This window comes from Kitasatospora sp. NPDC048407 (genome assembly GCF_043200475.1).
In the GTDB taxonomy this organism is placed as follows: domain Bacteria; phylum Actinomycetota; class Actinomycetes; order Streptomycetales; family Streptomycetaceae; genus Kitasatospora.
Genome location: NZ_JBICXW010000033.1, coordinates 16,663 through 40,582 on the forward strand (window position 1 = coordinate 16,663; position 23,920 = coordinate 40,582).

Here is a 23,920-nt window from a genome sequence, read left to right on the forward strand (position 1 = left end):
CGCGGACGGGGTCTCCACGGCGGTCCCGAACGGTCGGCGCGGGTGCAGGTGGGAGCAGGTGTGGTGGCGTCAACAGGCGGTTCTGGAAGAGGAGTTCGGGAGGTGCCTGGCCCGTCTGGAGGGGCTACCATCGGCCGGACGCGTTGCGGGAGCGCTCCCACGTTCCTGCCCCGGCAAGCACCCCGGAGGACATCGTGCACATCCCCGACCGCACCGTCCCTCGCCCCACCCGCCGCACCGTCCCTCGCCCCACCCGCCGCGCCGCCGCGCTCGCGCTGGCCGCCACGGCCACCGCGTTCGGGCTGGTGGCCGGGGTGCAGAGCGGCGCCGACGCTGCCGCGCAGGGCAGTCTGCCCGCCGGTACCCAGTTCTACCGGGACCCGGCGTCCCAGGCCGTCAAGTGGGTGGCCGCCAACCCTGGCGACTCCCGCACGCCGGTGATCTCCAAGCGGATCGCCAGCCAGCCGCAGGGCATCTGGTTCAGCAACTACCGCCCCACGACTGTCACTTCCGATGTCCGCGCCGTCACCGCCGCCGCCGAGCAGGCCGGGCAGACCCCCGTCCTGGTCGCCTACGCCATCCCCAACCGGGACTGCGGCGGCGCGTCCGCCGGCGGCGCGCCCGACCTCGCCTCGTACGACGCCTGGGTCGGCAAGTTCGCGGCGGGGCTGGGCAGTTCGCGCTCCTTGGTGATCCTCGAACCGGACTCGATCGCGCTCACCACCTGCCTCACCGCCCAGCAGCAGAACGACCGCTTCGCTTCGCTGGCGCGCGCCGTCTCCACCATCCACGCCGCCAGCCCCGCCGCCAAGGTGTACCTGGACGGCGGGCACTCCACCTGGAACTCCGCCGCCGAACAGGCCAACCGGCTGCGCGGCGCGGGCGTGCTCAACGCCGACGGGTTCTTCACCAACGTCTCGAACTTCAACACCACGGCCGGGGAGAGCGCCTTCGCCCACAACGTGCTCGCCGCGCTCGGCAACCCCGGCAACCTGCACGCCGTCATCGACACCAGCCGCAACGGCAACGGCCCGGCCGGCAGCACCTGGTGCGACCCGTCCGGGCGCGCCATCGGCAACTACCCGACGGCCAGCACGGGGGATGGTGCGGTCGACGCCTTCCTGTGGGTCAAGCCCCCGGGCGAGGCGGACGGCTGCGCGGCCGCCGCCGGTACCTTCGTGCCCGACATCGCCTACCAGTTGGCGGTGAACGCGGCCGACCCGAGCGGTCCGTCGCCCAGCTCCCAGCCGCCGACGTCGCAGCCGCCGACGTCGCAGCCGCCGAGTGGTGGGGCGTCGTGCTCGGTCGCGTACCGGGCCAACTCGTGGAGCGGGGGCTTCACCGCCGACATCACCGTGAAGAACACCGGCACCGCCACCATCTCCGGCTGGACGCTCGGTTGGACGTTCCCGGGCGACCAGAAGGTCACCAGCGCCTGGAACGCCACCGTCACCCAGAGCGGGGCCGCCGTGACCGCCACCGACCTGGGCTACAACGGCACCCTGGCGGCCGGCGCGTCCACCGCCTTCGGGCTCCAGGCCACCTACGGCAGCGGCAACACCGCTCCGAGCGCCTTCACCCTGAACGGCGCCGCCTGCACCACCGCGTGAGCCCGTTCCGCCCCGCCGGCCCTCCCGCCGCGTGGGCCCGGCGGGGCGGGATTCCCCTGCTCAGGGCCGGAGTTGGACGGCCGTCACCATCACGTAGCCGACCAGCAGGCCGAACAGGCACACCGCCGTCACGTACCGGGGTGTGAACGGCAGACCCGCCAGCGACGGGTACAGCAGCACCGCGCCGCCCGCCGCCAGGTCCGCCAGGTACAGACCGTCCGGCGGGACGATGCCGGTGCTGTGAGCAGCCCACCCGGTGGCGATCAGGAACCCCGTCAGCAGGGTGAACCCGGAGAGCAGTCCGGAGCCGATCGCGCCCAGCGCCGGGTGCGGGTCCGGAGGCGTCTCGCCCTCCGGCGTCCGCGGGCGGAGTCGGTGCGCGATCACGAGGGAGCCGACGGCCAGCGTCATCGCGGCCAGCGCGCCGAGCAGCGGAGAGGGATTCATCGGTTCCTCCTGGAGAACGCGAGATGCTGCCCGGCCAACGCGGCGAGCGCCGCCGGCAGCAGGACGGTGAGCATCAGCACGGTCGCCCACACCGACGGCTCGATCGCCGCCGGGGCGGCCGGCGCGACCGCCGCCGGTGGCGCGGCGACCGTGGTCGACGGCGTGAGGGTCGGACGCGGCTGGACGGCGGCGGGCGGGGGCGCGTCGACGGCGGCCGGGGCCGGGGCCGGTGCGTGCGAGGCCGGCTTCGGTTTGACGTGCGGGGACTGACGGGGCGTCGGCGCGTGCGGTGCCGGGGCGGCCGTCGTCTCCGTGGGGGTTGGTGTTGGCGTCGGCGTTGGTGTCGGTGAGGGTGTGGGGCTGGGCGTGGGGCTTGGGCTCGGGGTCGGGCAGTGCCAGGTGGGCGGGTGCGGATATGGGTGTGGTGGTGGCCACGGCAGGTAGGGGAGCGGCGGGGCGGGCGGTGGGAATGTGCCCGGGGCAGGGTCCATGGCCAGATCCTCCGGCTGTCGAGACCCTGGCACTGCCCGACCCCGCCCAAACCCCACGGGGCGGTGAACCACTCACCGTTCCGGGCGGAATGCCCGAGCGATGACGGTCCGTCAGTTCGACTCTGGACGAACGGAGTTTAGGATCTCGAGCTCTTCGGTCGAGAGTCGCAGGGCGCCGGACGCCATGTTCTCCGTGAGGTGGTCCGGGTCGCCGGTTCCGGGGATCGCCAGCACGTGCGGCCCCTGCTGCAAGGTCCAGGCGAGCCGGACCTGGGCGGCGGACACGCCGTGCGCGCGGGCGACGGCGCGTACCTCCTCGTGCTCCTCGTCGGCCGGGCCCGACTCCTGCCTCGCACCGGCGATCGTGAAGAACGGCACGAAGGCGATGCCGAGTTGGCCGCAGAGCCGCAGCAGTGCCCGATCCTCGTCGGGCGCGCCGATCCCGAACGGGTTCTGCACACAGACCACCGGCGCGATGGCCCGCGCCTCGGCCAGTTGCTCGGCGTTGACGTGGGAGACACCGAGGTGACGCACCAGCCCGGCGTCGCGCAGCTCGGCCAGGGCGCCGAAGTGCTCGCCGATCGAACCGGTCCGGCGGCTCGGCGGCACCCGCAGGTTCACCACATCCAGGTGGTCGCGGCCGAGTTGACGCAGGTTCTCCTCGACCTGGCCGCGCAGCTGCTCCGGGGAGGCCCACCACCACCCGCCGGACGGGTCGCGGCCCGGCCACACCTTTGTGCTGATGACCAACTCGTCCGGGTAGGGCGCCAGAGCCCGGTTGATCAACTCGTTGGCGGAGCGCGTCGCCGAGAAGTAGAACGCGGCGGTGTCGATGTGATTCACCCCCAGCTCGACCGCCCGCCGGAGCACACCGATCGACCGCTCACGCTCGCGCGGCACGCCGTGGTGGAACGGCGCGGTGCCGGTCAGACGCATCGCGCCGAAACCGAGGCGGTTGACGGTTCGGTCGCCGAGTTGCCAGGTGCTTGAGGTGGTGGAGATAGCGGGTGCGGTGGTCGGTCGTGGGTTCATGGCAGGGGTCTCCCTTGGCGGTTTGGAAGGGGTGAACGCGGCGGCCGGGGCGGCGTGGGCCGGCTCCGGGCATGAAAAAAGCCTCCCCGGCGGATCGGAATCCGCGCCGAGAAGGCTCAGTTGACGTTCGGAATTCTAGCAGCCGGGAAGGCGGGCCGGGTGGGGATTCGGAGAGCCGCAGCCGAGATTGAGCAGGACGGTGAGGACCGGTCAGGGGCCGGCGCAGGTGGCGATGCCGGCCGCGTTGGTGGTGGCGGTGCACACGGTGGTGGTGCCGACCTTGAAGGTGACGGCGGCGCCGGGGACGGGCCGGCCGGTGGTGGTGTCGGTGAGCGTGGCGGACAGGTTGAGGTTGATGCTCAGCTGTCCGGGGGCGATGGAGAGCAGGACCGGGTCGGCGGTCAGCTTCGTGGTGTCCTTGGTGTAGGTGTACGCGGCAGCGGTGCTGGTGCCCGACGGGGTGGTGGCGGTGAGACCGACCGGGCCCGCAGTGGTCGTGGCCGGGGCGGTGGCGGTGATCCGGGTGTCGCTGTCGACCGTGAAGGAGGCGGCGGGCGTGGTGCCGAAGGTGACGGCGGTGGCGCCGGTGAAGTCGGTGCCGGTGGGGTCACGGTGGTGCCGCCGGCGGCCGGGCCCTGTACGGGGGTGACGGCGGTGACGACGGGTGCGGGCCGCTGGTAGGTGTAGGTCCCGGCGGGGACGGTGCGGCCCTTGGCGGTCAGCGAGACGTTGACGGTGCCGGCCGCGTGCGCGGGGGCTGCCTTCCCGCGCCGGTCGTCCCGCTGGTGGGGATGGGTCAGTGGGTGGTGGCCCGAGCGGCTTGTTCGACGAGGGTGGTGACCGCGCCGGGGTTGGTGAGCATGATCAGATGGGGGCCGTTCACCTCGATGGTGTGCGCGCCGGCTCGGGTTGCCATGAAGCGTTCGAGGTCGGGTGCGATGGCGCGGTCGTTCTTTGCCACCATGTACCAGGACGGGATGGTCTGCCAGGCCGGGGTGCCGGAGGGTTCGGTGGCCGCGTCCAGGCTCAGCGGCCTCTGCTCGGCGGCGAGGGCCTGCTCCTGGGCGGGCGGGAGTTGGTTGTTGAGGAAGACGGCGGGGTACTTGGCCGGGTTGATGGTCAGCTCCGTGCCCGTGCTGCCGCCGGGCTGCGGGTAGCTCGTCGGGATGGCCGGGACGGCTGGGATGCTCCGGCCCGGCGCCGAGCCGTTGAGGCTGGCCAGCGAATCGCCCTGGGCTGGTGCGAAGGCGGCGATGTAGACGAGGGCCTTGACGTTGGGGTTGCCTTCGGCGGCGTTGGTGATGACTGCGCCGCCGTAAGAGTGGCCGACCAGGACGACCGGACCGCTGATCTGGTGCAGGACGGCGGAGATGTACTGGGCGTCCGAGTCGAGTCCGCGCAGCGGGTTCGGGGGCGCCATGACCGGAAAGCCCGCCTTCTCCAGCCGCTCGACCACCGGGGTCCAGCCCGCGGCGTCTGCCCAGGCGCCGTGCACCAGCACGATGGTGGGCTTGACGCCGTGCCGGTCGGCGGCGGCCTGGGCGTACGCGGTACCGGCCGGGGCCGGGCCGGCCTTGGCGTTCGGGGTGAACGCGATCGTCGAGAGCAGGGCGACAGTGACTGCGGCGACCAGGCCGGCGGTGCGTGCGTGGCGGATCACTTCTGGTTCTCTCCTCATCGAGGTGCCTGTGCGACATGGGTCGTGCGATGTGCGGTCATGCGAGGACCGGGGCCCACGACGGGCGGAGGGCCATGTTCGTCGTGCCCGTCGGCCACTGGGCCGACGGGGCGCGCGGCGGGGCCGTCGGGCAGGAGCAGGGGCCGGTGCCTCGCCGCTTCGCCCCGCTGAGCGGGTGCGGTGCTATCGGGTGGCGAGGTATCCGCCGTCGACTGGCAGGGTCACGCCGTGGATGTGCGAGGCCCGGTCGCCGGCCAGGAAGACGACGGCGTCGGCGATGTCGGCGGCGGTGCCCGGCCGGCCCGCGGGGGTGGTGGCCGTGTACTTGTGCAGCATGTCGTGGGAGGCGGCGTTCTCGTCGGTCATCGTGGGTCCGGGGAGCACCGCGTTGACCCGGATGCCCTGCGGGGCCAGTTCCGCGGCCCAGGAAGCTGTGAGCGAGTGCAGGGCCGCCTTGGTCGCGCCGTACAGGGCGGAGACGGCGGCGCCGACCGCGCCGCTGATGGACCCGACGTTGACCACTGCGCCGCCGCCGGCCTGGGCCATGGCCGGGGCGAGTGCGGCCGTCAGCAGGACCGGGGCCTTGACGTTCACCGCTAGTGCCAGGTCGGCCAGTTGCTCGTCCACGTCGGTGAGCGACTGCGCGGGGATGAGCAGGGCGGCGTTGTTGACCAGCAGGTCGATCGGTCCGCCGGCCGCGGTGGCCGCCTCCTGGGCCAGACGCGTGGCGGCTCGGCCGCCCTCGGCGAGGTCGGCGCGCACGAAGTGGCCCGCGCCGCCCGCCGTGCGGATCGTGTGGACGACCGCGGCGCCGCCCTCCTGGTGGCGGCCGGTGACCACGACGGTGGCCCCTTCGCGGGCGAGGGCCGTAGCGATCGACCGGCCGATGCCGGACGTGGAGCCGGTCACCAGGGCACGGCGGCCGGCCAGGTTCGTACGCAGACCGGGGATGGTGGTCATGAGCTGAGCCTTTCGGTGGGAGTGGCGATGGCGTGGTCGGCGGCAGGCGCAAGGGTGTTGTGGAGGGATGGGCGGGCGAGCATGGCTGCTCCGAGGATCAGCTCGAACGTCAGGATCGCGTACACCGAGATCCGTTCGGGTACGCCGCCGGCGGCGTGGTAGAGCGGGCGGTCGGCCTGCAGCAGCGCGAACGAGGCCAGCCCGAGCACCCCGAGCGCTGCGGCTGCCACGCGCGGGCGCCGCGGGATGCCCAGGCGCTCGCCACGGACGCCGATCACGATCGGGATCGCGTTGCCGGCCAGGACCGCGGCGGCGGCTCCGAGGCTGTGGACCACGATCACCCCGTTGTGCAGGGCCGCTGACGACTCGTGGAAGAAGCCGACGAGGATCACCCCCACGCCGTGGACGATCGCAAGAGCGAGCAGCACGCTCTTCAGGCGCCCCGCTACAGCGGTGCGCAGCAGAACGGCGGCTGCGATGAACAGCACGCCCTGGGCGACGAACGCGATGTCCATCAGCAGGTGCAGCGGCGAGTCGACGACCCGGCCGTCGAACACCTCCCCGGCGACCGGGTTACCGAGATCGCTGATGAAGCCGACGGCATAGCTGTACGGAGGGTCACGCCACGCGGCGGCGGCGAGGTACTCCAGCAGCACGTACTGCAGGGCGGCGAGCACGAGCAGCACGCCCGCACCGCGTAAGGCGGGTGTTTTCTGGACTTTCACGTCCATTAGGCTGGCACGCAGTATTTGGACTCTCAAGTCCAGAAAGCTAGGATCGCGCCATGGCCACACGCAAGGGCGAGGCGACCAAGGCCCGCATCCTCGAAGCCGCCACCGATCTGCTGGTCACCGGTAACGACATCAACCTCGACGAGGTCATGAGCCTGACCGCCACCAGCAAGGGGCAGCTCTTCCATTACTTCCCCGACGGCAAGGAGGAACTGCGCCGCGCCGCCGCCGAACGCCACCTCGCGCGCCTCGCCCAGCAGGAGGCACCTGCCGCCCTCTCCACCTGGCAGGACTGGGAGTCCTGGATCGAGCAGATCCTGCGCCTGCACGCGCAGCAGAAGAACGCGGACGCCTGCGAGGTCGCGGCCCTGGCCGGCCGGGCACTCGACACCGACCAAACCACCCGCCATCTGGTCGGCCGCATGTACGATCAGTGGACCACCCAACTGGCCGACCAGCTCACCACGATGCAGGCACACGGCCTCCTACGCGACGACGCGCCCGTCACCGACCTCGCCTCCACCGTGCTGGCCGCACTCCAGGGCGGCGCGGTCATCGACAAGGCCACCGGATCCACCCTGCATCTCACCCGTGCCCTGCGCCAGATCCTCACCCTGCTCCGCTCCTGGGCCACGTAAGGTGCGGCGCGGCGAGGGTGGGACGGCCGCGCGGTGTGTGCGTGGCCGTTCCCCGTTGGTTCAGTGGCTGTTGTGCGACGCCAGGACCACGTTCCCTTCCGTGAGTTCGGGCTCGTTCCGGTGGGCGTCCTGCGCGGCGGAGATCGAACCGCGCCCCGGGAGGGTTGCTGCCAGGAGGGCGACCGCGGCGACGGCGAGGACCGGCCAGCCGGTGCCGAGGACCAGGGCGAGGACGGCGGGGCAGCAGACCATGGCGGCAAGTCGGGGGAGTCCGTTGAGGATTCGGATCGCGGAGGCCGTGCAGGTCAGGTAGACGGAGAGGAAGAGCGCGGTCGGTACGGCCACCAGTTGGTCGGTCGACAGGACGCCCGAGCCGACCAGGGCGATCAGCGGGCCGCCGGTCAGGGCGGTGGTCGCGACCACGGCGTAGGAGCCGCGGCGGCTGGGGGTGGGAGTGGGCGGGAGGAGGGCGTCGGTGAGTTCGGCGGCGCCGGTCAGGTAGGTGTTGGTGGCGGCGAGGGTGAGGACAAGTGCCGCGCCGACGGCAAGGATTCGGCCGCTGTCGCCGATCGCGGCGCGCATCAGGTCGGCGAGCGGGACGGCGCCGCCCGCGTCCGGGCCGAGCACCGCGACGGTGGCCGCGCCCAGGCCGAGGCAGAGCAGGGACGTCACCACGAAGGCGATCAGTACCACCAGGCGGAGCTGTCGGCGCGGGTCGCGCAGGCGGGTGGTGAGCGAGGCGGCGGCCTCCCAGCCGACGAAGGCGAACATCAGCGGCGGTGCGGCGCGGGCCACGCCCGCCCAGCCGTGCGGCAGGAACGGCGTCCAGTTGGCGGCCCGGGCGTGCGGTGCGGAGCCGAGCATGGCGAAGAGCACCAGGGCCACCAGGGCGGCCACCAGCACCAGTTGGAGCTTCGCGCCGGTGCGCACCCCGACCAGTCGGACCGCCAGCACCAGTCCGAGCAGTACGAGCGCCGCCGGTACCGCCGCCGACTCGCCCATGCCGAGCGCCGCCGCCGCGTAGCTGCCGCCGATCAGGGAGACCACCGGCGCGCCCGCCACCACGCCGGCGAGGAAGCACCAGGCGGCCGCCCGGCCCGCTCGTTCGCCGAGGCCGGCGGCGGTGTACCCGGCGACGCCGCCGGTCGAACCGACCTGCGTGCCGAGGGCGCAGAACACGACGGCTATCAACCCGGACAGCACCAGCAGGGCCAGCCAGACGAGGAGTGAGGCGGGGCCGGCGGCGCGGGCGGCCAGCCCCGGGAGGAGCAGCAGGCTCGGGCCCAGCAGGGCCCCGATGTACAGCGCGGACGCGGCGGCGGTGGACAGGTGGGAGTGACGGCTTTCGGTGGTCTTCTCGGGCATGCGGCGATTGTGGCCCCGCTCGCGCGGCACGCGCTGGCGAATTTCGCCGTGCGGAGTGCTCGAAACGGCAGGATCTGCCGCGTGAAGACGATTAGGGTGCACGGCATGCCGAGCCAGCAGTACGACCGCATCGACCGTGCCATCCTGGAGCACCTCCAGCGCCACGGCCGCACCGCCAACGTCGATCTCGCCGAGGCCGTCCGGCTCTCCCCGTCCTCCGCGCTGCGCCGCACGAAGGCGCTGGAGGCGGACGGGGTGATCGCCGGGTACCGGGCCGAACTCGACCGGGAGCGCGTCGGGTTGGGGCTGACGGTGTTCGTCTCGCTGCGGGTCGATCAGCACTCGCGGGAGACCTCGCGGCAGATCGAGCAGGCGCTGACCGAGATTCCGGCCGTGGTGGCGTGCCATGTGGTCTCCGGGGAGGCGGACTTCCTGGTGGAGATCGCCGTGCCGGACCTGGCCACCTACGAACTGGTGCTGCTGGACGAGATCCTGGCGATCGGTCCGATCCGGGACGCCCGCTCCACCTTCGCGATCCGCACCATCCGCTCCCGGGGCCCGCTCCCGCTCGACCGCTGGCCGCTCGACCGCCGGCCGGCCGCGCGCGGGCGGTGAGCGGTCGGGCCGTGCGCGGGCGGTGAACCGGTCCGGCCGTGCGCGGGCGGTGAGTTGGCCCGGCAGGGGTGCGGCGGGTTGGCCCGGCAGGGGTGCGACGGGTTGGCCCGGCAGGGGTGCGTCCGGCCGTTGATGATGAACCTTCACATCAGCCGCCGATATGGCCATCAGACGGTAATGCAATCTTCACGACGGAGCATCTACCCGCATAGACCGCGGGCTGCCACGCTGACTCGGCACCACACCCCGCCGAGTTCAGGAGCTCCCCGCCGTGACGAATCGTTTCCTCAGCCGCTTCGCCACCCTCGCCGCCACCGCGGCCCTTGCCACCGGTGTCCTCACGGTCAACGCCGGCACCGCCCAAGCCGCGCTGCCCACCCCGGTCTCCGCCGCCACCGCCCGCGGCTACCTGGCCCAACTCACCGTCAAGGCCGAGGACCGCACCGGCTACAGCCGCGACCTCTTCCCCACCTGGATCACCATCTCCGGCACCTGCAACACCCGCGAGACGGTCCTCAAGCGCGACGGCTCCAACGTGGTCACCGACGCGAGCTGCGCCGCCACCTCCGGCACCTGGGTCTCCCCGTACGACGGCGTCACCATAACCTCGGCCTCCGGCCTGGACATCGACCACGTCGTCCCGCTCGCCGAGGCCTGGGACTCCGGCGCCTCCGCCTGGACCACCGCCCAGCGCCAGGCCTTCGCCAACGACGTCACCCGCCCCCAGCTCGTCGCCGTCAGCGCCAGCACCAACCGTTCCAAGGGCGACAAGGACCCGGCCGAGTGGCTGCCGCCCGTCACCTCCTACCGCTGCACCTATGTCCGCGCCTGGGTGCAGGTGAAGTACTACTACGGCCTGTCCGTCGACACCGCCGAGAAGACGGCCCTGACCAACGTCCTGGCGGGCTGCTGACAGCTCGAGCCGCCGCCGTAGGGTTTCCGGTGTGACAGCTCACCGCATGCCCGCCGCCGAGCTCTCCGTCTCCGTCGAGCTGGTGCGCCGACTGCTCGACGCGCAGCACCCCGACCTGGCGGGGCTGCCGGTCGAGGTGCTGGCCAACGGGTGGGACAACCTGGTGTGCCGGCTCGGCGAGGACCTCCTCGTTCGGCTGCCGCGGCGCGCGGCGGCGGCCGGGCTGGTCGCGCACGAGCAGCGCCGGCTGCCGGAGTTGGCCGGACGGCTGCCGCTGCCCGTGCCCGCGCCGGTGCGGGTCGGACGGCCGACGGACGAGTACCCGTGGTCCTGGAGTGTGGTGCCGTTCCTGCCCGGGCGGATCGCGGCGCCGGCGGAGTTCGATGCCCCTTGGGAGGCCGCGACCGCGCTCGGCGGTTTTCTCGCCGCGCTGCACACCCCGGCGCCAACGGAGGCACCCGTCAACGCGTTCCGCGGGATCCCGCTGGCCGGGCGCGCCGAGGGCGTCCGGGCCGGGCTGGCGCACCTCGAACCGGCCGACCGCGCCGCCGCGTTGGCGATCTGGGAGGCCGGCGCGGCCGTGCCCGTGTGGGACGGGCCGCCGCTGTGGCTGCACGGGGACCTGCACCCGGCCAACATCCTGGTCCACCAGGGCCGGATCAGCGCCGTGATCGACTTCGGCGACCTCACCGGCGGCGATCCCGCGACCGACCTGTCGGTGGCGTGGATGCTGTTCACCGAGGAACCGCGAGACGGTTTCCGACAGGCGTACGGCCGGGCCGACGACGCCACCTGGGAGCGGGCCCGCGGGTGGGCGCTCGCGCTGGCGCTGGTGTTCCTCTCCCACTCGGCGGACAACCCGCTGATGCGCGGCGTCGGCGAGCGCACCCTCCGCGAGGTGCTGGCCTCCGGCTAGGGCTCGCGCAGTGGACCGGGTGGATCAACCGGCCGGTACTGCGGGAGCGGTCCGGAGGCCGCCGACCTACGGTGCGAGACATGGCGGTGAAGCAAGAGGTCAGGCTGGCCCTGGTGATGAACGGCGGCGTCAGCCTCGCGGTTTGGATGGGCGGCGTCACGCACGAGCTCGACCTGCTGCGCCGCGCCTCCGCCGACGCACCCGATGAATCGGTCTCCCCGGCCGATCAAGAAGTGGCGGAGATCTGGCGGCAGATCACCGGCGCGGCGGGGGCGAATGCCCGGGTGGTGATCGACATCGTCTCGGGCACCTCGGCCGGCGGCCTCAACGGGCTCCTGCTGGCCACCGCGATCGGCCGTGGTTCGGACCTGGGCTCGCTGCGCAAGGTGTGGAAGGCGGCCGCCTCGCTGCCGGAGCTGGTGAAATCGCCCTCCCGGCAGAGCCTGCTCAACGGCACCTTCTTCGAGAAGGAGATCAGAGCGCAGCTGGAGGACATGCCCGAGGGCGAGACGCCCGAGCAGCCGATCACCCTCTTCATGACGGCCACCTCGCTGGACGGCCGGGCGCGTGAGTTCAAGGACGGCTTCGGCAGCCGGTTCGACGTCCGTGACCACCGGCGCGTGTACCGGTTCCGGAACGACAAGCACGCGGTGGTCTTCCGGACGACGGACGACGGCACGATGGGCTTCGATCTCGACAGCCGTGACGACTTCTGTTCGGCGAACAACGACGCGCTGGTTCAGGCGGCGCGGGCGAGCGCCGGCTATCCGGTGGCCTTCCCACCGGTCGACGAGCGGCCGATGTCCCACTTCCGCGAGCTTCCCGCTCCCATCGCCGAGGCTCCGGCGAGCTGCGTGATCGACGGCGGTGTACTCAACAACGCCCCGTTCGGCCCGGTTCTCGAGGCGATCACCGAGCGTCAAGTGGACGAGCGGGTGGTGCGCCGGGTGGTGGTCTACGTGACGCCTTCGGTCGGCCTGGAGGCGGTGAACACGGCGGGACAGTCGCCCTGCGGTGACGTCTCGTTCGTCACCTCGGCCTTCAACGCGCTGCAGTACCCGCGGGAGGCGGATTTCCGGTCCGGGACGCAGGAGCTGTCGACCCGGCTCGGGACGAGCGTTCGCGGCACGCAGCTGAATCTGTTCCACCGGATGAGCAGGAACAGGGACCTCCGCGACTACGTGCGGGAAGCGGCCGAGACGATGCTCGGTGAGTACCGGCTGTGCCGGGCCAGCGCGGTGCTCTGGGAGACCCGTCACCGGCTCGCCGAGCTGGGCACGGTGACCTCGCTCGTCACCGTGCCGGAGGCGGACTCCGAGGAGCTCGGCCGGATCCTCGGGGAGAACCCCAACTGGAGCCCGCGGTGGCCGAGCCAGGACATCAACACTCCCGACATGTCCAATTGGCCCTGGGGAATCATCACCGCCGAACGACTCTTCGAGACCCTCGGCGGTTACCTCCAGCAGTACCTCGGCTCCATGGACCTGCGCGCGGATCCCGGCGAACAGCGCGTACTGCTTGCCGGCGCGACCGACATCAGCCGGCAGCAGCGCCGCGCGCTCGCCGTCACCAAGGCCGTCAGAAACCGGATCCGGGACCACTACCGGCCGGGGGTGGAGCTGTCGAACCAGGAACTGGGCGAGCTCCTCGGCCGTGTCTTCGACGATCTGGACGTCCCGGCCACGATCGGCGGACTCGTCTCGCAGGCGTGCGGCCGTTTCGCCGAGGTGACCCGGCAGGCCGGCCTCGGCCACTGGGAAGGTCCCGAGGACGTCGTGCACGACTGCCTGGCGGTCGAAGTGGTCACCAGGATGTACGCACCCCCGTCCAAGGCCGCCGGGCCGCTCACGCCGGCGTTCGAATTCCTGCGGCTCGGGCCGGACAGCATGAGTCCGGTGTTCAACGTCGACCGGTTCGCCGATCTCGGCGACCGGAAGCTCTACGGCATCCGCTTCCAGCACTTCGGCGCCTTCATCAACCGCGAATGGCGCCGCTCCGACTTCATCTGGGGCCGGCTCGACGCCGCCCACCACCTGCTCTTCCTGCTCGTCCCGTCCCGCGAGGAACGCCTGGCCTGGGAGGAGAGGCTCCACCTGGCCATCCTCGAAGCGGAGACCGAAGCGGAGACCCAGGAGCGAAAACAAGAAGCGGCGCCCCAGGGCCAAGAGGCGGAGGCTCAGGACCACGCGGCCCAGGTCTCCGCCAAGGACCAGCTGGAGCAGAACCTCGAGGAGCTCCGGACCACGAGGGACAGGGAGCTGCTGGGGCGGATCCTCGGGACCGACCAGGGCAAGGCCGGCCTGCGGGCCGTCATCTGTTCGGCGATCACGCTGCTGGGCAACACCGACAAGGACGAAGCAGACGCGGTAACGAAGTCCGCCGGCCCGCTCTGGAACAGGGTGCTCGCCTTCACCCGCCCCCTTGTCGCCACCGATTCGAGGGCCCTGCAGAAGGCCGACAAGCGGTGGCTCCGCTGGGTGACCTGGTACGTCCGGTTCAGGGCCCGGAACGCGCTCAAGAAGAAGGACCCGCGCACCATTCCGCGTGTGGTGAAGTGGGCGCTGAGGGTGACCCTCTTCGCGGGCGTGCTGATCCTGGTCGGCATCGGCATTGCGATCGGGCTTGCGGTCGGCTGACCCGAAGACAGGCCTAACCGGCCGCGGACGCGCGGACCTCGGACAGCGACCGCCGCTGGCGGCCCGCCGGGTCGAAGTTGTCGGGCGAGAGCCACTCCCGCAGCGCCTTGCCGACCTGCGGCCACTCGGCGTCGAGGATCGAGAACCAGGCGGTGTCGCGGTTGCGGCCCTTGTAGACCACGGCCTGGCGGAAGACCCCCTCGAAGGTGAAGCCGAGCCGTTGGGCCGCCCTCCGCGAGGGCTCGTTGAGGCTGTCGCACTTCCACTCGTAGCGCCGGTAGCCGAGTTCGTCGAAGGCGTAGGACATCAGCAGGAACTGAGCCTCCGTGGACACCGGAGTCTGCTTCAGCTGCGGAGAGAACGACACGCTGCCGACCTCGACGACGCCGTTGGACGGGTCCTGCCGCATCAGCGCGAGCGTGCCCACCGCCTTTCCGCTGCGCCCGTCGACGACCGCGTAGTGCAGCGGGTCGTCCGCCCGGGCCGCCGTCGTCACCCAGGACCGGTAGGCGGCAAGGTCGTTGAAGGGGCCGACCGTCATGTACGTCCAGTCCCGGCCGTCCGCCGCGAGGGCGAAGGCGGCGTGCAGGTCGTCGGCGTGGCGGTCCGCGTCCAGGGGCTCCAGGCGGCAGAAGCGGCCGTCGAGGGTGACCCGGGCGGGCCCTGGGCGCGGCGTCCAGTCGGGCAGCGGGCTGCCGATGGGCTGGCCGTGGGCGTTGAGGCGTGCGGGCATGCGGTTCTCCTGGGGTGTGGCGGTCCTGCCAGGCTAGGCAGTGCGTGGATCCTCGAAAAGGTCCACGCTAGGGTCGTTCCATGGAGCCACGCGAGGAGGGCCGAGGGCCGCAGTTCGATTTTCTGCTTCAGGAACCGCTGTCCCGGGAGAGGGCTGGGGACTCCCTGCAGAAGCAACTGCTGCACCGCCTCCGGGCCGCCGTCCTCGACGGCCGGCTCCCGGCGGGCAGCCGGCTGCCGGGGTCGCGGGCGCTGGCCGAGAGCCTCGGGGTGTCGCGCAACACCGTCACGCTGGTGTACGAGGTGCTGAGCACGGAGGGCTACATCGAGCCAAGCCGGCAGGGCACCCGGGTCGCCGCGCTGGCCCGCCCGGAGCCGGCCGGCCACCCGCGCCCCGCCCCGGCCGGGCTGGCCCGGCGGGCCGGGCGGATCCGCAGGTCGGGCCCGGGCGGCGAGGCCGCGCCCGCCTTCGCGCCGGGGGTGCCCGCGCTGGCCCGGTTCCCGCTGGCCGCCTGGCGGCGTTCGCTCGACCGGGTGCTCCGGCACGGGGGGACGGAGCTGCTGAGTTACGGCCCGCCGCGAGGCGAACTCGCGCTGCGGACGGCCGTCCTGCACCACCTCGCGCTCGCCCGCGGCATGCGCTGCACCCCCGAACAGATCGTCATCACCGAAGGCGCGCAGGAGGCACTCGCCCTGTGCGTCCGGCTGGTCACCGACCCCGGGGACACCGCCTGGGTCGAGGACCCGGGCTACCGGGGCGCGCAGACCGCGCTGACCTGCGGAGACCTGACAGTCGTGCCCGTCCCCGTCGACGGCGAGGGCCTGCGGACCACCGCCTCCGACTGGGCGGACCGCCCGCCCCGCCTGGTGTGCACCAGCCCCGCGCACCAGTACCCGACAGGCGCCGTCCTCACCGCGTCCAGGCGCCTCGACCTGATCGAGAAGTGCCTGCTGCACGGCGCCTGGATCGTCGAGGACGACTACGACGGCGAGTTCCGGCACAGCGGCGAACCCCTCGCCTGCATGCAGGGGCTGACGCCCGGCGCGCCCGTGTTCTACGTCGGCACGTTCAGCAAGACCATGTTCCCGTCCTTGCGGCTGGGCTTTCTGGTGCTGCCCGAACCGCTGGTCGGGCCGGCCGCGCCGGTGGCGGACGAGCTGCTGCGCGGCGGACACCGCCACGAACAGCTCGCGCTCGCCCACTTCATGGAGAGCGGCCAGTACAGCCGGCACCTCGCCCGGATGCGCCGCCTCTACCGCCGTCGCCGCGACGCACTGCGACCGGCACTGGCCGAACACTTCGACGTGCCGCACACGGTGACCGGCGGCGACAGCGGCATGCACCTGACGGTGCGACTGCCGCCGACCGCCCCCGACCAGCCCCTGGCCCGGGCCGCCCGCCGGCACGGGATGGCACCCCGGCCGCTGTCCCAGCACTCCCTGCTCCCCGGCGCCGGCCACAACGGGCTCGTCCTCGGGTACGGCAACACGCCCGAGTCGGCGTTCGCGCCCAAGCTTCGCCAACTCGCCAAGCTGGTCAGGGAGTTGTCGTGATCTCCGCCAGTAGTGGCAGCTCGCCCAGCTCGTGGACCTGCGGCGGCGGTGGCGGCGGCGGCCGCAGCGGCAGCTCGAACAGGCTCCCGCTGCGGCTGCCGGCGACGGTGCGCACCAACTGCCAGCCGCGGGCGCGGTAGTAGGCGTGCAGGGACGTGTTGTCGCTCCACACGTTCGCCCGCAGCACCAGCGCGCCCGCGCGGGCCGCGCGCCACCTCGTCCAGTCGGTCAGCCGGGTGCCGACGCTGCGCCCGGCGTACCGGCGATCGATCACGAATCCGCTCAAGTAGCCTGCGGGGCAGGCCCGTTCCTCCTCCGTCCAGAGTCCGGAGCTGGCGGACGGCCGGATGGTGAGCGCGGCGAGCACCTCGCCGTCGGGCTCCGGCATCGCCACCACCGTCGCGCCCCGGCCGATCCGGGCCAGGCCGCGCCGGGCGTCGTACGGGTCCGACCACTGGCGGGAGCCGTGCACGCGGGCGATCCAGTCGGCGGCGGCGCCGCGCAGGGCGGCCAGCCGCTCCAGGTCGGACGCGAGTGCCGCGCGGACGTACAGCGGGAAGGGTGCGGTCAGCACGGTGCGCCGGCCCGGGCCGGTTCGAGGACGAAACCCGCGTGCAGGGCCTCGACCAGTTGCCGCCCTTGCGCGGTGAGGCCGGACCCGTCGGGGCCGGTCAGCGGGTAGCGGGTGACCAGCCGGGCGATCGGCACATCGGTGTACAACACCGTACCGGCGGCCGGGAGTTGGAGCAGCACGCAGTCGTCGGGGCCGCACTCCAGCAGACCGAACCCGTCGCCGCAGCGCTGCAGTTGCCCGTCCTTGAGCCGGTGCAGCCCACCGGTCGGCGCGGCCGCCACCCGCACCGGGCCGCCGGTGTGCCGGACCACCAGCTGGCAGCCGTCCGCCGGGTCCAGCGAGGGTTCGCCGCCGGTGGCGTGGCCGTAGCGCTCCAGGGCGTGGCGCAGCGCGGCGGGCAGCGTGTGCTGGGCGAGTTCGATCTCGCTCAGCAGCCAGGTCGAGCCCTGCATACGGGAGTTGACCTCCAGCAGCAGTGCGTCGTCCGGTCCGTCCAGCACGAAGTCGGCGCCGAACAGTCCCCGGTAGCCGAGACCCGCGAGCGCCGTGCCGACCTGCCGGGTCTGCTCGACGGCCCGGTCGAGGGCGCGGGACGGCAGCAGGGCGGGCGCCGCGAAGTCGCAGCCCGAGTAGGCGCCGAAGGCCGCGCCGACCCCCTCGACCCGGGTCAACTGGACGGACGGGCGCAGGATTTGAACCGTGCCGTCCACCGAGACCAGGCCGTGGACGTTGACCGGGGCGCCCTCGACGTATCCGCTCACCAGCCAGGGCCCGGCGCCGCTGTTGATGCCGAGCAGGTCCGCCTCGCCGGTGACCAGGTACGTTCCCTTTCCGCCGGAGCCGCGCGGTGCCTGAACGACGTAGGTGCCGCCGAAGCGGCGGCGCAGCTCCCGGTGGTCGAGGGTGCCGACCACCGCGTCCGGCGGCGTGTTCACCCCCACCGAGCGGAGCCACGCCCGCTGCGCGGTCTTGTCCTGCAGGCCCGCCAGCGAGACCGACTGCGTCGGCTCCACCAGCCGGGTGCCGAGCTCCGCGAGTGCGCTGCGCCAGTGCGGCTGGAACGCCTGGTACGGCAGCAGCGCCAACTCCCGGCCCAGCCGCGGCCGTTCACCGCTCCGTGCGAGCGCACGCAGTAACTCGTGGATCCCGACGCCCATCGCGGTGTGGTCCCGCCGCCCGGTGGTCGCCTCCAGCGCGTGGAACTCGGCGTCGAACTCGCCCTCCCAGCCCGCGTCCGGGGACTCGACACTGAGCACGGCGGACAGGCAGCCGGTGCGCAGCAGCGGAAGCGCGAGCAGGGGGCGGGGGCAGACCGAGAGCCCGGGGACTTCCCGTAGCCGGTCGATCGCTTCGTCACAGGATGTGATCACCAGGTGAATTATGGGAGCCCCCGCGAGCCCCCAGCGCCGCCCCGCCGCAGACCCGCTGGTGCGGGGCGCGTGCCGCCCCCGACCTCACCCGTACGAGGGGGAGCGCGGAGTTGACGGCCCGCTGGGGCGGGTCTACAGCCAGCGGGCGAACCAGGCGCGGATGCGGCGGAGGGCGTCCAGCTGGTGGGCGCGTTCGGTGAGGCCGTGGCCCTCGCGGGGGTAGACGACGAACTCGTGCTCGACGCCGAAGTGGCGGAGGGCGCGGTGGAAGTGGATGGCCTGGCTCAGCGGGACGTTGGTGTCCTCCTCGCCGTGCAGGATCAGGATCGGGGTGCGGATCCGGGAGGCGTACGAGATGGGGCTGTTGCGGTCGTGGACGTGTGGCCCCGGGCCGTCCCAGCCGGTGCTGCCGCCGAGCGCCGCGTCGACGCTCGCCCAGTCGCCCGTCCCGGCCTGCATGCCCCAGTCGCTGATGCCCGCACCCATGACGGCGGCCTTGAACCTGTCCGAACGGCCCGCCGCCCAGGCCGCGATGAAGCCCCCGTGGGCTCCATCCGGAGATTCCCAGCCGCCCGGGGTCGGCGACGCCCTCGGTCACCAGCAGGTCGATTCCGCCGAGAATGTCGGTCCATTCGTCGCCGCCGACCGCGCCCGCGACCGTGGCGGCGAACTCGTGGCCGCGCCCCGAACCACCGCGGGGGTTGGGCAGGAAGACCGCGTACCCGGCGGTCGCCAGCCACTGGCCGCAGTCGACCGCGTTGAGGGTGAACTCGTCCGCGTGACGGAAGTACGGGCCGCCGTGGACCAGGGTGACGAGCGGGAACGGTCCGTCGTCCCGGGTCCGGCCGGCCGGCAGGATCAGCAGGCCGTCCAACTGGAGTCCGTCGGAAGCCCGGTAGCCGAGGCGCTCCTGAACTCCCCAGCGGATCCCGCGCAGTTCCGGCGCGGTGTCGCCGAGTCGCAGCAGTGGTCCGCCAGTTGGCCCGGCGTGGACGTTCTTGGGCTCGTACGCCGTGCTCGCCAACAGGGCCACGGTCTCCCCCGAGCGGCTCGCGGTGAGCCCGGCGAGCAGGCCGGGGGCACCGGACAAGCGGTGGAACCGCAGGGACTCCGGATGGAGCCGGTACAGCGCGGTGTCCAGCCCGTCGGCGAACAGCGCGAGCGGCGGCCCGTCCGCGACCTGCACCAGTTCGGTCGGGCAGACGGTCATACCGGCGGTGAGGTTGCGGTGCTCGACGGCCCGGCCGGCCGCCGGCGGGACGGTGTCGAGCACGGCGAGCCCGCCGACCAGGTGCGGAGGGGCGGTGGCCAGGTGGGCCAGATGCCAGACGCCGTCGTGCTGCCACCAGGCCGGGGACTGCGCCTCGCTCCCGACCGGGCCCAGCTCGTGGACGCCGGCCGATTCCGGGTCCACCACGTGCAGTTGAGCCGTCATGACGCCGGGGTCGAGCTCGGCGGTGGACCAGCTCAGCACCGCCAGCGGGCCGCCGTCCGGACGCTGCGCCAGCTCGACCACATGCCGGTCGCCGAGGCCGTCCACGGTGCGAAGCCCGCCGGTCTCCAGGTCGAGCAGGCGCAGCCGGGTGGGGGGAAGGTGCCGGCCCCAGACCTTGGCGTCGTCGCGCTCGGCCTTCCGGCGTTCGTCCTCGGCGGTGGGCTCGTCCGCGGCGAGCACGGCGACGGTGCGGCCGTCGAGGAGCGGGTGGTGGCCGGTGACGCCGCCGCGCCAGGTGGTCAGGGCCTCGGCCGCGTCCTGGTTGCCGTCCAGGCGGATTCGGTGGAGTTGGGCGGTGCCCTGCTCCTCGCGGTCGGAGGTGAAGAACAGCGTGGCCGAGTCCGGCGCCCACTTCGGGGCGCGGTCACGGGCCGTGCCGTCGGTCAGCCGGCGCGGGGGAGTGCTGCCGTCGGCGGCGGCGACCCGGATGGACCCGCTTCCGTCGCTCGCGACCACCGCGTGGGCGACCAGACGGCCGTCCGGCGAGACGGCCGGTGCCACGGCGGCGGCGATGTCCACCACCAGTTCGGCGGTGAGGAGTTCGGACGGTTCGGGTGTCGGCCGGGGTGCGGGGTGCGGCATGCGGGCTGCCTTTCGCTCGTCAGGACGGCAGTCGGACATCCTGCCGCACCGCCGGGCCCGCGTCAGTCGAAATTCGCCCGGATGCCCCGCCGCCGGTCCGTGGCCCGGAGCGGACTCGGACCGACGGCAGGGAAGTGACCTGTATGCGGAATCAACTCTCCGTCCAGAAGCGACAGTTGAACTCGCGCGAGGCCGGACAGCTCCTAGTTGCAGGTGGTTCCGACGGGCTGGCTGGTCCCGGTGTAGATCCAGGCGTCGGTGGTGACCGCGTGGTCGTACGACGCGAACCACTCCACCGGCCCGCCCGGCCGCTGGTAGTAACCCACCGCGTCCCAGACCGTGGTGGGACCGTAGTTGCCGGTCACCGCCGGGCCCGGCAGCGTGCAGTAGATCCAGACCTTGGTGCGGTAGGGCAGGGCGGTCGTCAGCGGGTCGTTCCAGCTGACCGTGCCGCCGGCGGTGTGCCAGCGGAAGTACAGGCCGTCGGTCGCGTAGACGCAGCCGTTCCAGGTGAGTCCGGGCTGGCCGTCGATCGGCTCCCCGATCCCGCCGCACGGCGCGGTCGCCGCCTGCGCCTGTCCCGTCCCGCCGATGATGCCGCCGGCCACCAGGGCGACCGTCGCCGCCAGCGCGGCCGCCGCTTTCCTCACTCGCATGTCAACTCCTCGGGTCCGTCGCGGCGTTCGCCGCGTCCGATGGGAGGAGTGCAGCAGCAGCCGACCGCGCAGGCCAGAGGGTTGAAGCGCGGGTTCACCAGGACCGAACAGGCCCTCCACCGCGCCCGTGTGGGGCTTGACGCCGCCGAACAACGCTGAACAATCAAACAGCGTTGGCAGGCCAAGACCCCCAGGGGGAACGGATGGCACGCAGACAGGCTCCACTGGAGGGGAACGGCGCTGCCGCGAGGTTCGCCGAACGGTTGCGCGAAGTGCGGCGGGAGTCCGGGCTGACGCTCCGTCAACTCGCCGCGATCTCCGGGTACTCGCACAGCACGCTCTCGCTGGCGGAGAACGGAAGACGCCTGCCGTCCTGGGACGTCGTCGCGGCGTTCGTCCAGGCGTGCGGGCGCAAGGACATCGACCGCTGGCGGGGGTGGTGGGACGCGGCCGAGGAGCAGTCCTTCCCCGCAGGGCAAGGGCCGGAGCCCGAGGCGCCGACGATCGACCCGCAGCCCGTGCGCGTGCCGGAGCCCGAGCCGGTCGTGGTGGTGCGCACGCGATGGTGGGCGCTGCTGCTCGCCGTGCTGCTCTCCTCCGCGCTCACCGCGACCGTGACCCTGCTGCTCGTGCCGGCCCGGTCCGACGGCTCCAAGGGGCACGCGGCGCTCGCGGGCAACTTCCCGCCGGGCAGCGACCCGATCCCGTCCGAGGACTGCGGCGGGGGAGCGCCGGGCTACGGATGCCGGCACAAGGACCCCAACGCGACGCCGTGCTGGGGCGAGGGCGTGCAGCAGGGGCACGTCACGGACATCGAGTACGAGGGTCAGGTGATCGGCAAGGTGGTGAACTGGTACTCCCCGAGGTGCGGCACCAACTGGTCGGCCCTGCACCTTCCGGCCGGCTGGCGGGGCCGGACCGAGATCGTCAGCCAGACCGACAAGATGTGCTTCCCGGCCGACTGCCAGTCGCTGGAGGGCAAGACGCCGCCGTTCTGGACGCCGATGGTGTTCGGCATGAATCAGCCGGTGGTCGCGCGCGGGTATGTCGAGTATCCGGACGGCCAGATCAGGATGGTGACGGCCGGGACCACCTGACCGCCGCCGGCAGGGCGTCAGCCCCTTGCGCGCGGCCCCCCGGAGGGTTCGTGGGCGACCTGATCGTCTTGGCGATATCGTGGTGAAGCCTTGAGGAATAGTCAACTCGGGCTCTGGACAAGGCATTACCCGTCGGTAAATCTCAGGTGGTGTGACCGAACCCACCGCCACCGCGCCCACCGCCCGCCCCGCGCGCCGCCAGGTCATCCAGGCGGCCGCCCTCACCGCCGGGGCTCTCGCCCTGCCCCTCGCCGCCTCCGCCGGCAGCGCAGTCGCCGCCGGCGGGGCACAGTTCCTGCACGGCATCGCCTCCGGCGACCCGCTGCCCGACGGCATCCTGCTGTGGACCCGGGTCACCCCCGGCGCCACCGCCGTGCCCGGCTCAGGACTCGGGCCCGACACCGCCGTCCAGTGGCAGCTCGCCACCGACCGCGCCTTCACCGCCGTCGTCGCCCAAGGCGCCGTCACCACCACCGCCGCCACCGACCACACCGTCAAGGCCGACGTCCGCGGCCTGCGCCCCGACACCGCCTACTGGTACCGCTTCCTGGCCGGCGACGCCGTCTCGCCCACCGGCCGCACCCGCACCGCACCCGCCGCCGACGCCGCCGTGGACCGGCTCCGCCTGGGCGTCGCGTCCTGCGCCAACTGGGAGGCCGGCTACTTCTCCGCCTACCGCCACCTGGCCGCCCGCGGCGACCTCGACGTGTTCCTGTTCCTCGGCGACTACATCTACGAGTACGCGTCCGGCGCCTACGGCACCCGTGGCACCGTGGTGCGCCCGCACGCCCCCGCGAACGAGATCACCACGCTCGCCGACTACCGCACCCGGCACGGCCGTTACAAGACCGATCCGGACCTCCAGGCGCTGCACGCCGCCGTCCCCACCGTCGCGATCTGGGACGACCACGAGTTCGCCAACGACGCCTGGTCCGGCGGCGCCGAGAACCACACCCCCGGCACCGAGGGCGACTGGAGCGCCCGGGTGACTGCCGCGAAGCAGGCGTACTTCGAGTGGATGCCGGTCCGCCCGTCCATCGCCGGCACCACCTACCGGCGGCTGCGTTACGGCAAACTCGCCGACCTGCACCTGCTCGACCTCCGCTCGTTCCGCTCGCAGCAGGCCGGCGTCGGCAGCGGCGACGTCGACTCCGCCGACCGGACCATCACCGGCCGGGCCCAACTCGACTGGCTGAAAGCCGGATTGGCCGCCTCCGACACCACCTGGCGGCTGGTCGGCAACGAGGTGATGATCTCGCCCGTCGCGTTCCTGGCGCTGCCGGACTACCTGCTGCGCCCGCTCGCCCAGTTGCTCGGCCTGCCCGGCGAGGGGCTGGCCGTCAACACCGACCAGTGGGACGGCTACACCCACGACCGGCGCGAGCTGCTCGGCCACCTGAAGGACCGGCACATCACCAACACGGTGTTCCTCACCGGCGACATCCACTCCGCCTGGGCCTGCGACGTGCCCTTCGAGGCCGCCACCTACCCGGCCTCCGGCAGCGCCGCCACCGAGTTCGTGGTCACCTCGGTCAGCTCCGACAACATCGACGACATCCTCAAGGTCGCCCCGCACACGCTGTCCCTGGTGGCCTCCGCCGCGATCCAGTCCGCCAACGGCCACATCAAGTGGACCGACCTGGACTCGCACGGCTACGGCGTCCTCGACATCACCGCCGAGCGGGCGCAGATGGACTACTACGTGCTCTCCGACCGCACCAAGCCCGACGCCACCACCAAGTGGAGCCGCTCCTACCGCACCCGGAGCGGCACCCAGCAGATCGAGCGGGTGTACGCGCCGGTCAACTGACGCATACAGCAAGCGGCC

General features: G+C 72.7%; 22 protein-coding genes and 2 pseudogenes. 11 read left to right on the top strand and 13 right to left on the bottom strand.

Translation table 11 applies throughout. The features are described 5' to 3' along the window. Window positions 1–194: 194 nt before the first annotated feature. Window positions 195–1,610 (top strand): glycoside hydrolase family 6 protein, encoded by a 1,416-nt coding sequence (locus ACGFWJ_RS34150; RefSeq protein WP_392956468.1) that lies wholly within the window; start codon window positions 195–197, stop codon window positions 1,608–1,610. A gap of 60 nt (window positions 1,611–1,670) precedes the next feature. Here ACGFWJ_RS34150 and ACGFWJ_RS34155 read toward each other — a convergent pair whose 3' ends face one another. After that, entirely contained in the window at window positions 1,671–2,057 is a 387-nt protein-coding gene (locus tag ACGFWJ_RS34155) for a hypothetical protein (protein WP_387641715.1), read from the bottom strand. Between the two features lie 66 nt (window positions 2,058–2,123). Between ACGFWJ_RS34155 and ACGFWJ_RS34160 the strand changes: the two genes are divergently transcribed. Further along, window positions 2,124–2,327 (top strand): hypothetical protein, encoded by a 204-nt coding sequence (locus ACGFWJ_RS34160; RefSeq protein WP_392956469.1) that lies wholly within the window; start codon window positions 2,124–2,126, stop codon window positions 2,325–2,327. Between the two features lie 332 nt (window positions 2,328–2,659). On the opposite strand, the gene ACGFWJ_RS34165 is transcribed toward ACGFWJ_RS34160, so the two are convergent. After that, window positions 2,660–3,580, bottom strand: coding sequence for an aldo/keto reductase (locus ACGFWJ_RS34165; RefSeq protein ID WP_392956471.1), 921 nt, complete (start codon window positions 3,578–3,580; stop codon window positions 2,660–2,662). Window positions 3,581–3,779: 199 nt separating this feature from the next. Between ACGFWJ_RS34165 and ACGFWJ_RS34170 the strand changes: the two genes are divergently transcribed. Continuing rightward, window positions 3,780–4,007 carry a hypothetical protein gene (locus tag ACGFWJ_RS34170; protein ID WP_392956472.1) on the top strand — a complete coding sequence of 76 codons (228 nt, stop codon included), beginning with the start codon at window positions 3,780–3,782 and terminating at the stop codon, window positions 4,005–4,007. 56 nt (window positions 4,008–4,063) lie between these two features. Here the strand turns inward: ACGFWJ_RS34170 and ACGFWJ_RS34175 are convergent. From ACGFWJ_RS34175 to ACGFWJ_RS34190, 4 genes and pseudogenes are all read right to left on the bottom strand, one after another. Beyond that, window positions 4,064–4,123: pseudogene (locus tag ACGFWJ_RS34175) on the bottom strand (hypothetical protein); the annotation flags it as partial. 253 nt (window positions 4,124–4,376) lie between these two features. Beyond that, window positions 4,377–5,240, bottom strand: coding sequence for an alpha/beta fold hydrolase (locus tag ACGFWJ_RS34180; protein ID WP_392956474.1), 864 nt, complete (start codon window positions 5,238–5,240; stop codon window positions 4,377–4,379). A 201-nt stretch (window positions 5,241–5,441) separates the two neighbouring features. Then, window positions 5,442–6,218, bottom strand: coding sequence for an SDR family NAD(P)-dependent oxidoreductase (locus ACGFWJ_RS34185; RefSeq protein WP_392956476.1), 777 nt, complete (start codon window positions 6,216–6,218; stop codon window positions 5,442–5,444). Further along, window positions 6,215–6,949 (bottom strand): DUF998 domain-containing protein, encoded by a 735-nt coding sequence (locus ACGFWJ_RS34190; RefSeq protein WP_392956478.1) that lies wholly within the window; start codon window positions 6,947–6,949, stop codon window positions 6,215–6,217. Before ACGFWJ_RS34190 ends, ACGFWJ_RS34185 begins: the two co-directional genes overlap by 4 nt. Before the next feature lie 53 nt (window positions 6,950–7,002). On the opposite strand from ACGFWJ_RS34190, the gene ACGFWJ_RS34195 reads away from it, so the two are divergent. Next, window positions 7,003–7,587: a TetR/AcrR family transcriptional regulator gene (locus tag ACGFWJ_RS34195; RefSeq protein WP_392956480.1), complete on the top strand. Its 585-nt coding sequence runs from the start codon at window positions 7,003–7,005 to the stop codon at window positions 7,585–7,587. 60 nt (window positions 7,588–7,647) lie between these two features. Here the strand turns inward: ACGFWJ_RS34195 and ACGFWJ_RS34200 are convergent, their stop codons facing one another. Beyond that, window positions 7,648–8,952: an APC family permease gene (locus ACGFWJ_RS34200; protein WP_392956481.1), complete on the bottom strand. Its 1,305-nt coding sequence runs from the start codon at window positions 8,950–8,952 to the stop codon at window positions 7,648–7,650. Window positions 8,953–9,057: 105 nt separating this feature from the next. On the opposite strand from ACGFWJ_RS34200, the gene ACGFWJ_RS34205 reads away from it, so the two are divergent. The 4 genes from ACGFWJ_RS34205 (at window position 9,058) to ACGFWJ_RS34220 (ending at window position 14,032) form a co-directional block, all read left to right on the top strand. Continuing rightward, window positions 9,058–9,567: an Lrp/AsnC family transcriptional regulator gene (locus ACGFWJ_RS34205; protein WP_392956482.1), complete on the top strand. Its 510-nt coding sequence runs from the start codon at window positions 9,058–9,060 to the stop codon at window positions 9,565–9,567. A 271-nt stretch (window positions 9,568–9,838) separates the two neighbouring features. Next, on the top strand, window positions 9,839–10,480 hold the full coding sequence (locus tag ACGFWJ_RS34210; protein ID WP_387864811.1) for an HNH endonuclease family protein: 642 nt from the start codon (window positions 9,839–9,841) through the stop codon (window positions 10,478–10,480). A 31-nt stretch (window positions 10,481–10,511) separates the two neighbouring features. Then, the gene (locus ACGFWJ_RS34215) at window positions 10,512–11,396 is read left to right on the top strand and encodes an aminoglycoside phosphotransferase family protein (protein ID WP_392956484.1); all 885 of its coding nucleotides are present in this window, start codon (window positions 10,512–10,514) and stop codon (window positions 11,394–11,396) included. A gap of 80 nt (window positions 11,397–11,476) precedes the next feature. Then, entirely contained in the window at window positions 11,477–14,032 is a 2,556-nt protein-coding gene (locus tag ACGFWJ_RS34220) for a DUF3376 domain-containing protein (RefSeq protein WP_392956486.1), read from the top strand. 13 nt (window positions 14,033–14,045) lie between these two features. Here ACGFWJ_RS34220 and ACGFWJ_RS34225 read toward each other — a convergent pair whose 3' ends face one another. Next, entirely contained in the window at window positions 14,046–14,765 is a 720-nt protein-coding gene (locus ACGFWJ_RS34225) for a GNAT family N-acetyltransferase (RefSeq protein ID WP_392956488.1), read from the bottom strand. An 80-nt stretch (window positions 14,766–14,845) separates the two neighbouring features. Here ACGFWJ_RS34225 and ACGFWJ_RS34230 point away from each other — a divergent pair, with 80 nt between their 5' ends. Then, window positions 14,846–16,318, top strand: coding sequence for a PLP-dependent aminotransferase family protein (locus ACGFWJ_RS34230; protein ID WP_392956490.1), 1,473 nt, complete (start codon window positions 14,846–14,848; stop codon window positions 16,316–16,318). Here the strand turns inward: ACGFWJ_RS34230 and ACGFWJ_RS34235 are convergent. The 5 genes and pseudogenes from ACGFWJ_RS34235 to ACGFWJ_RS34255 form a co-directional block, all read right to left on the bottom strand. Then, entirely contained in the window at window positions 16,302–16,892 is a 591-nt protein-coding gene (locus tag ACGFWJ_RS34235; protein ID WP_392956492.1) for a GNAT family N-acetyltransferase, read from the bottom strand. The genes ACGFWJ_RS34230 and ACGFWJ_RS34235 overlap by 17 nt on opposite strands. Beyond that, window positions 16,886–18,262: an ATP-grasp domain-containing protein gene (locus tag ACGFWJ_RS34240; protein ID WP_392956494.1), complete on the bottom strand. Its 1,377-nt coding sequence runs from the start codon at window positions 18,260–18,262 to the stop codon at window positions 16,886–16,888. Before ACGFWJ_RS34240 ends, ACGFWJ_RS34235 begins: the two co-directional genes overlap by 7 nt. Before the next feature lie 132 nt (window positions 18,263–18,394). Continuing rightward, a complete protein-coding gene (locus tag ACGFWJ_RS34245) occupies window positions 18,395–18,748 on the bottom strand; it encodes an alpha/beta hydrolase family protein (protein ID WP_392956536.1) in 354 nt (117 codons plus the stop codon). A gap of 121 nt (window positions 18,749–18,869) precedes the next feature. Then, window positions 18,870–20,378, bottom strand: a pseudogene (locus tag ACGFWJ_RS34250) (S9 family peptidase); the annotation flags it as partial. 164 nt (window positions 20,379–20,542) lie between these two features. Beyond that, complete coding sequence (locus ACGFWJ_RS34255) at window positions 20,543–20,995, bottom strand: hypothetical protein (protein WP_392956496.1); 453 nt, start codon at window positions 20,993–20,995, stop codon at window positions 20,543–20,545. 203 nt (window positions 20,996–21,198) lie between these two features. Between ACGFWJ_RS34255 and ACGFWJ_RS34260 the strand changes: the two genes are divergently transcribed. Both ACGFWJ_RS34260 and ACGFWJ_RS34265 read left to right on the top strand, forming a co-directional pair. Beyond that, window positions 21,199–22,092, top strand: a complete 894-nt coding sequence (locus ACGFWJ_RS34260) for a helix-turn-helix domain-containing protein (RefSeq protein WP_392956498.1) — start codon at window positions 21,199–21,201, stop codon at window positions 22,090–22,092. Between the two features lie 151 nt (window positions 22,093–22,243). After that, on the top strand, window positions 22,244–23,902 hold the full coding sequence (locus ACGFWJ_RS34265) for an alkaline phosphatase D family protein (protein ID WP_392956500.1): 1,659 nt from the start codon (window positions 22,244–22,246) through the stop codon (window positions 23,900–23,902). The last annotated feature ends 18 nt before the right edge of the window (window positions 23,903–23,920 follow it).

Excerpts from the sequence above, each read along its gene's own strand:
- ACGFWJ_RS34155 (WP_387641715.1), bottom strand. The coding sequence starts at position 2,057 with ATGAATCCCTCTCCGCTGCTCGGCGCGCTGGCCGCGATGACGCTGGCC.
- ACGFWJ_RS34165 (WP_392956471.1), bottom strand. The coding sequence starts at position 3,580 with ATGAACCCACGACCGACCACCGCACCCGCTATCTCCACCACCTCAAGC.
- ACGFWJ_RS34185 (WP_392956476.1), bottom strand. The coding sequence starts at position 6,218 with ATGACCACCATCCCCGGTCTGCGTACGAACCTGGCCGGCCGCCGTGCC.
- ACGFWJ_RS34190 (WP_392956478.1), bottom strand. The coding sequence starts at position 6,949 with ATGGACGTGAAAGTCCAGAAAACACCCGCCTTACGCGGTGCGGGCGTG.
- ACGFWJ_RS34195 (WP_392956480.1), top strand. The coding sequence starts at position 7,003 with ATGGCCACACGCAAGGGCGAGGCGACCAAGGCCCGCATCCTCGAAGCC.
- ACGFWJ_RS34200 (WP_392956481.1), bottom strand. The coding sequence starts at position 8,952 with ATGCCCGAGAAGACCACCGAAAGCCGTCACTCCCACCTGTCCACCGCC.
- ACGFWJ_RS34205 (WP_392956482.1), top strand. The coding sequence starts at position 9,058 with ATGCCGAGCCAGCAGTACGACCGCATCGACCGTGCCATCCTGGAGCAC.
- ACGFWJ_RS34220 (WP_392956486.1), top strand. The coding sequence starts at position 11,477 with ATGGCGGTGAAGCAAGAGGTCAGGCTGGCCCTGGTGATGAACGGCGGC.
- ACGFWJ_RS34225 (WP_392956488.1), bottom strand. The coding sequence starts at position 14,765 with ATGCCCGCACGCCTCAACGCCCACGGCCAGCCCATCGGCAGCCCGCTG.
- ACGFWJ_RS34230 (WP_392956490.1), top strand. The coding sequence starts at position 14,846 with ATGGAGCCACGCGAGGAGGGCCGAGGGCCGCAGTTCGATTTTCTGCTT.
- ACGFWJ_RS34245 (WP_392956536.1), bottom strand. The coding sequence starts at position 18,748 with ATGGGTGCGGGCATCAGCGACTGGGGCATGCAGGCCGGGACGGGCGAC.
- ACGFWJ_RS34255 (WP_392956496.1), bottom strand. The coding sequence starts at position 20,995 with ATGCGAGTGAGGAAAGCGGCGGCCGCGCTGGCGGCGACGGTCGCCCTG.
- ACGFWJ_RS34260 (WP_392956498.1), top strand. The coding sequence starts at position 21,199 with ATGGCACGCAGACAGGCTCCACTGGAGGGGAACGGCGCTGCCGCGAGG.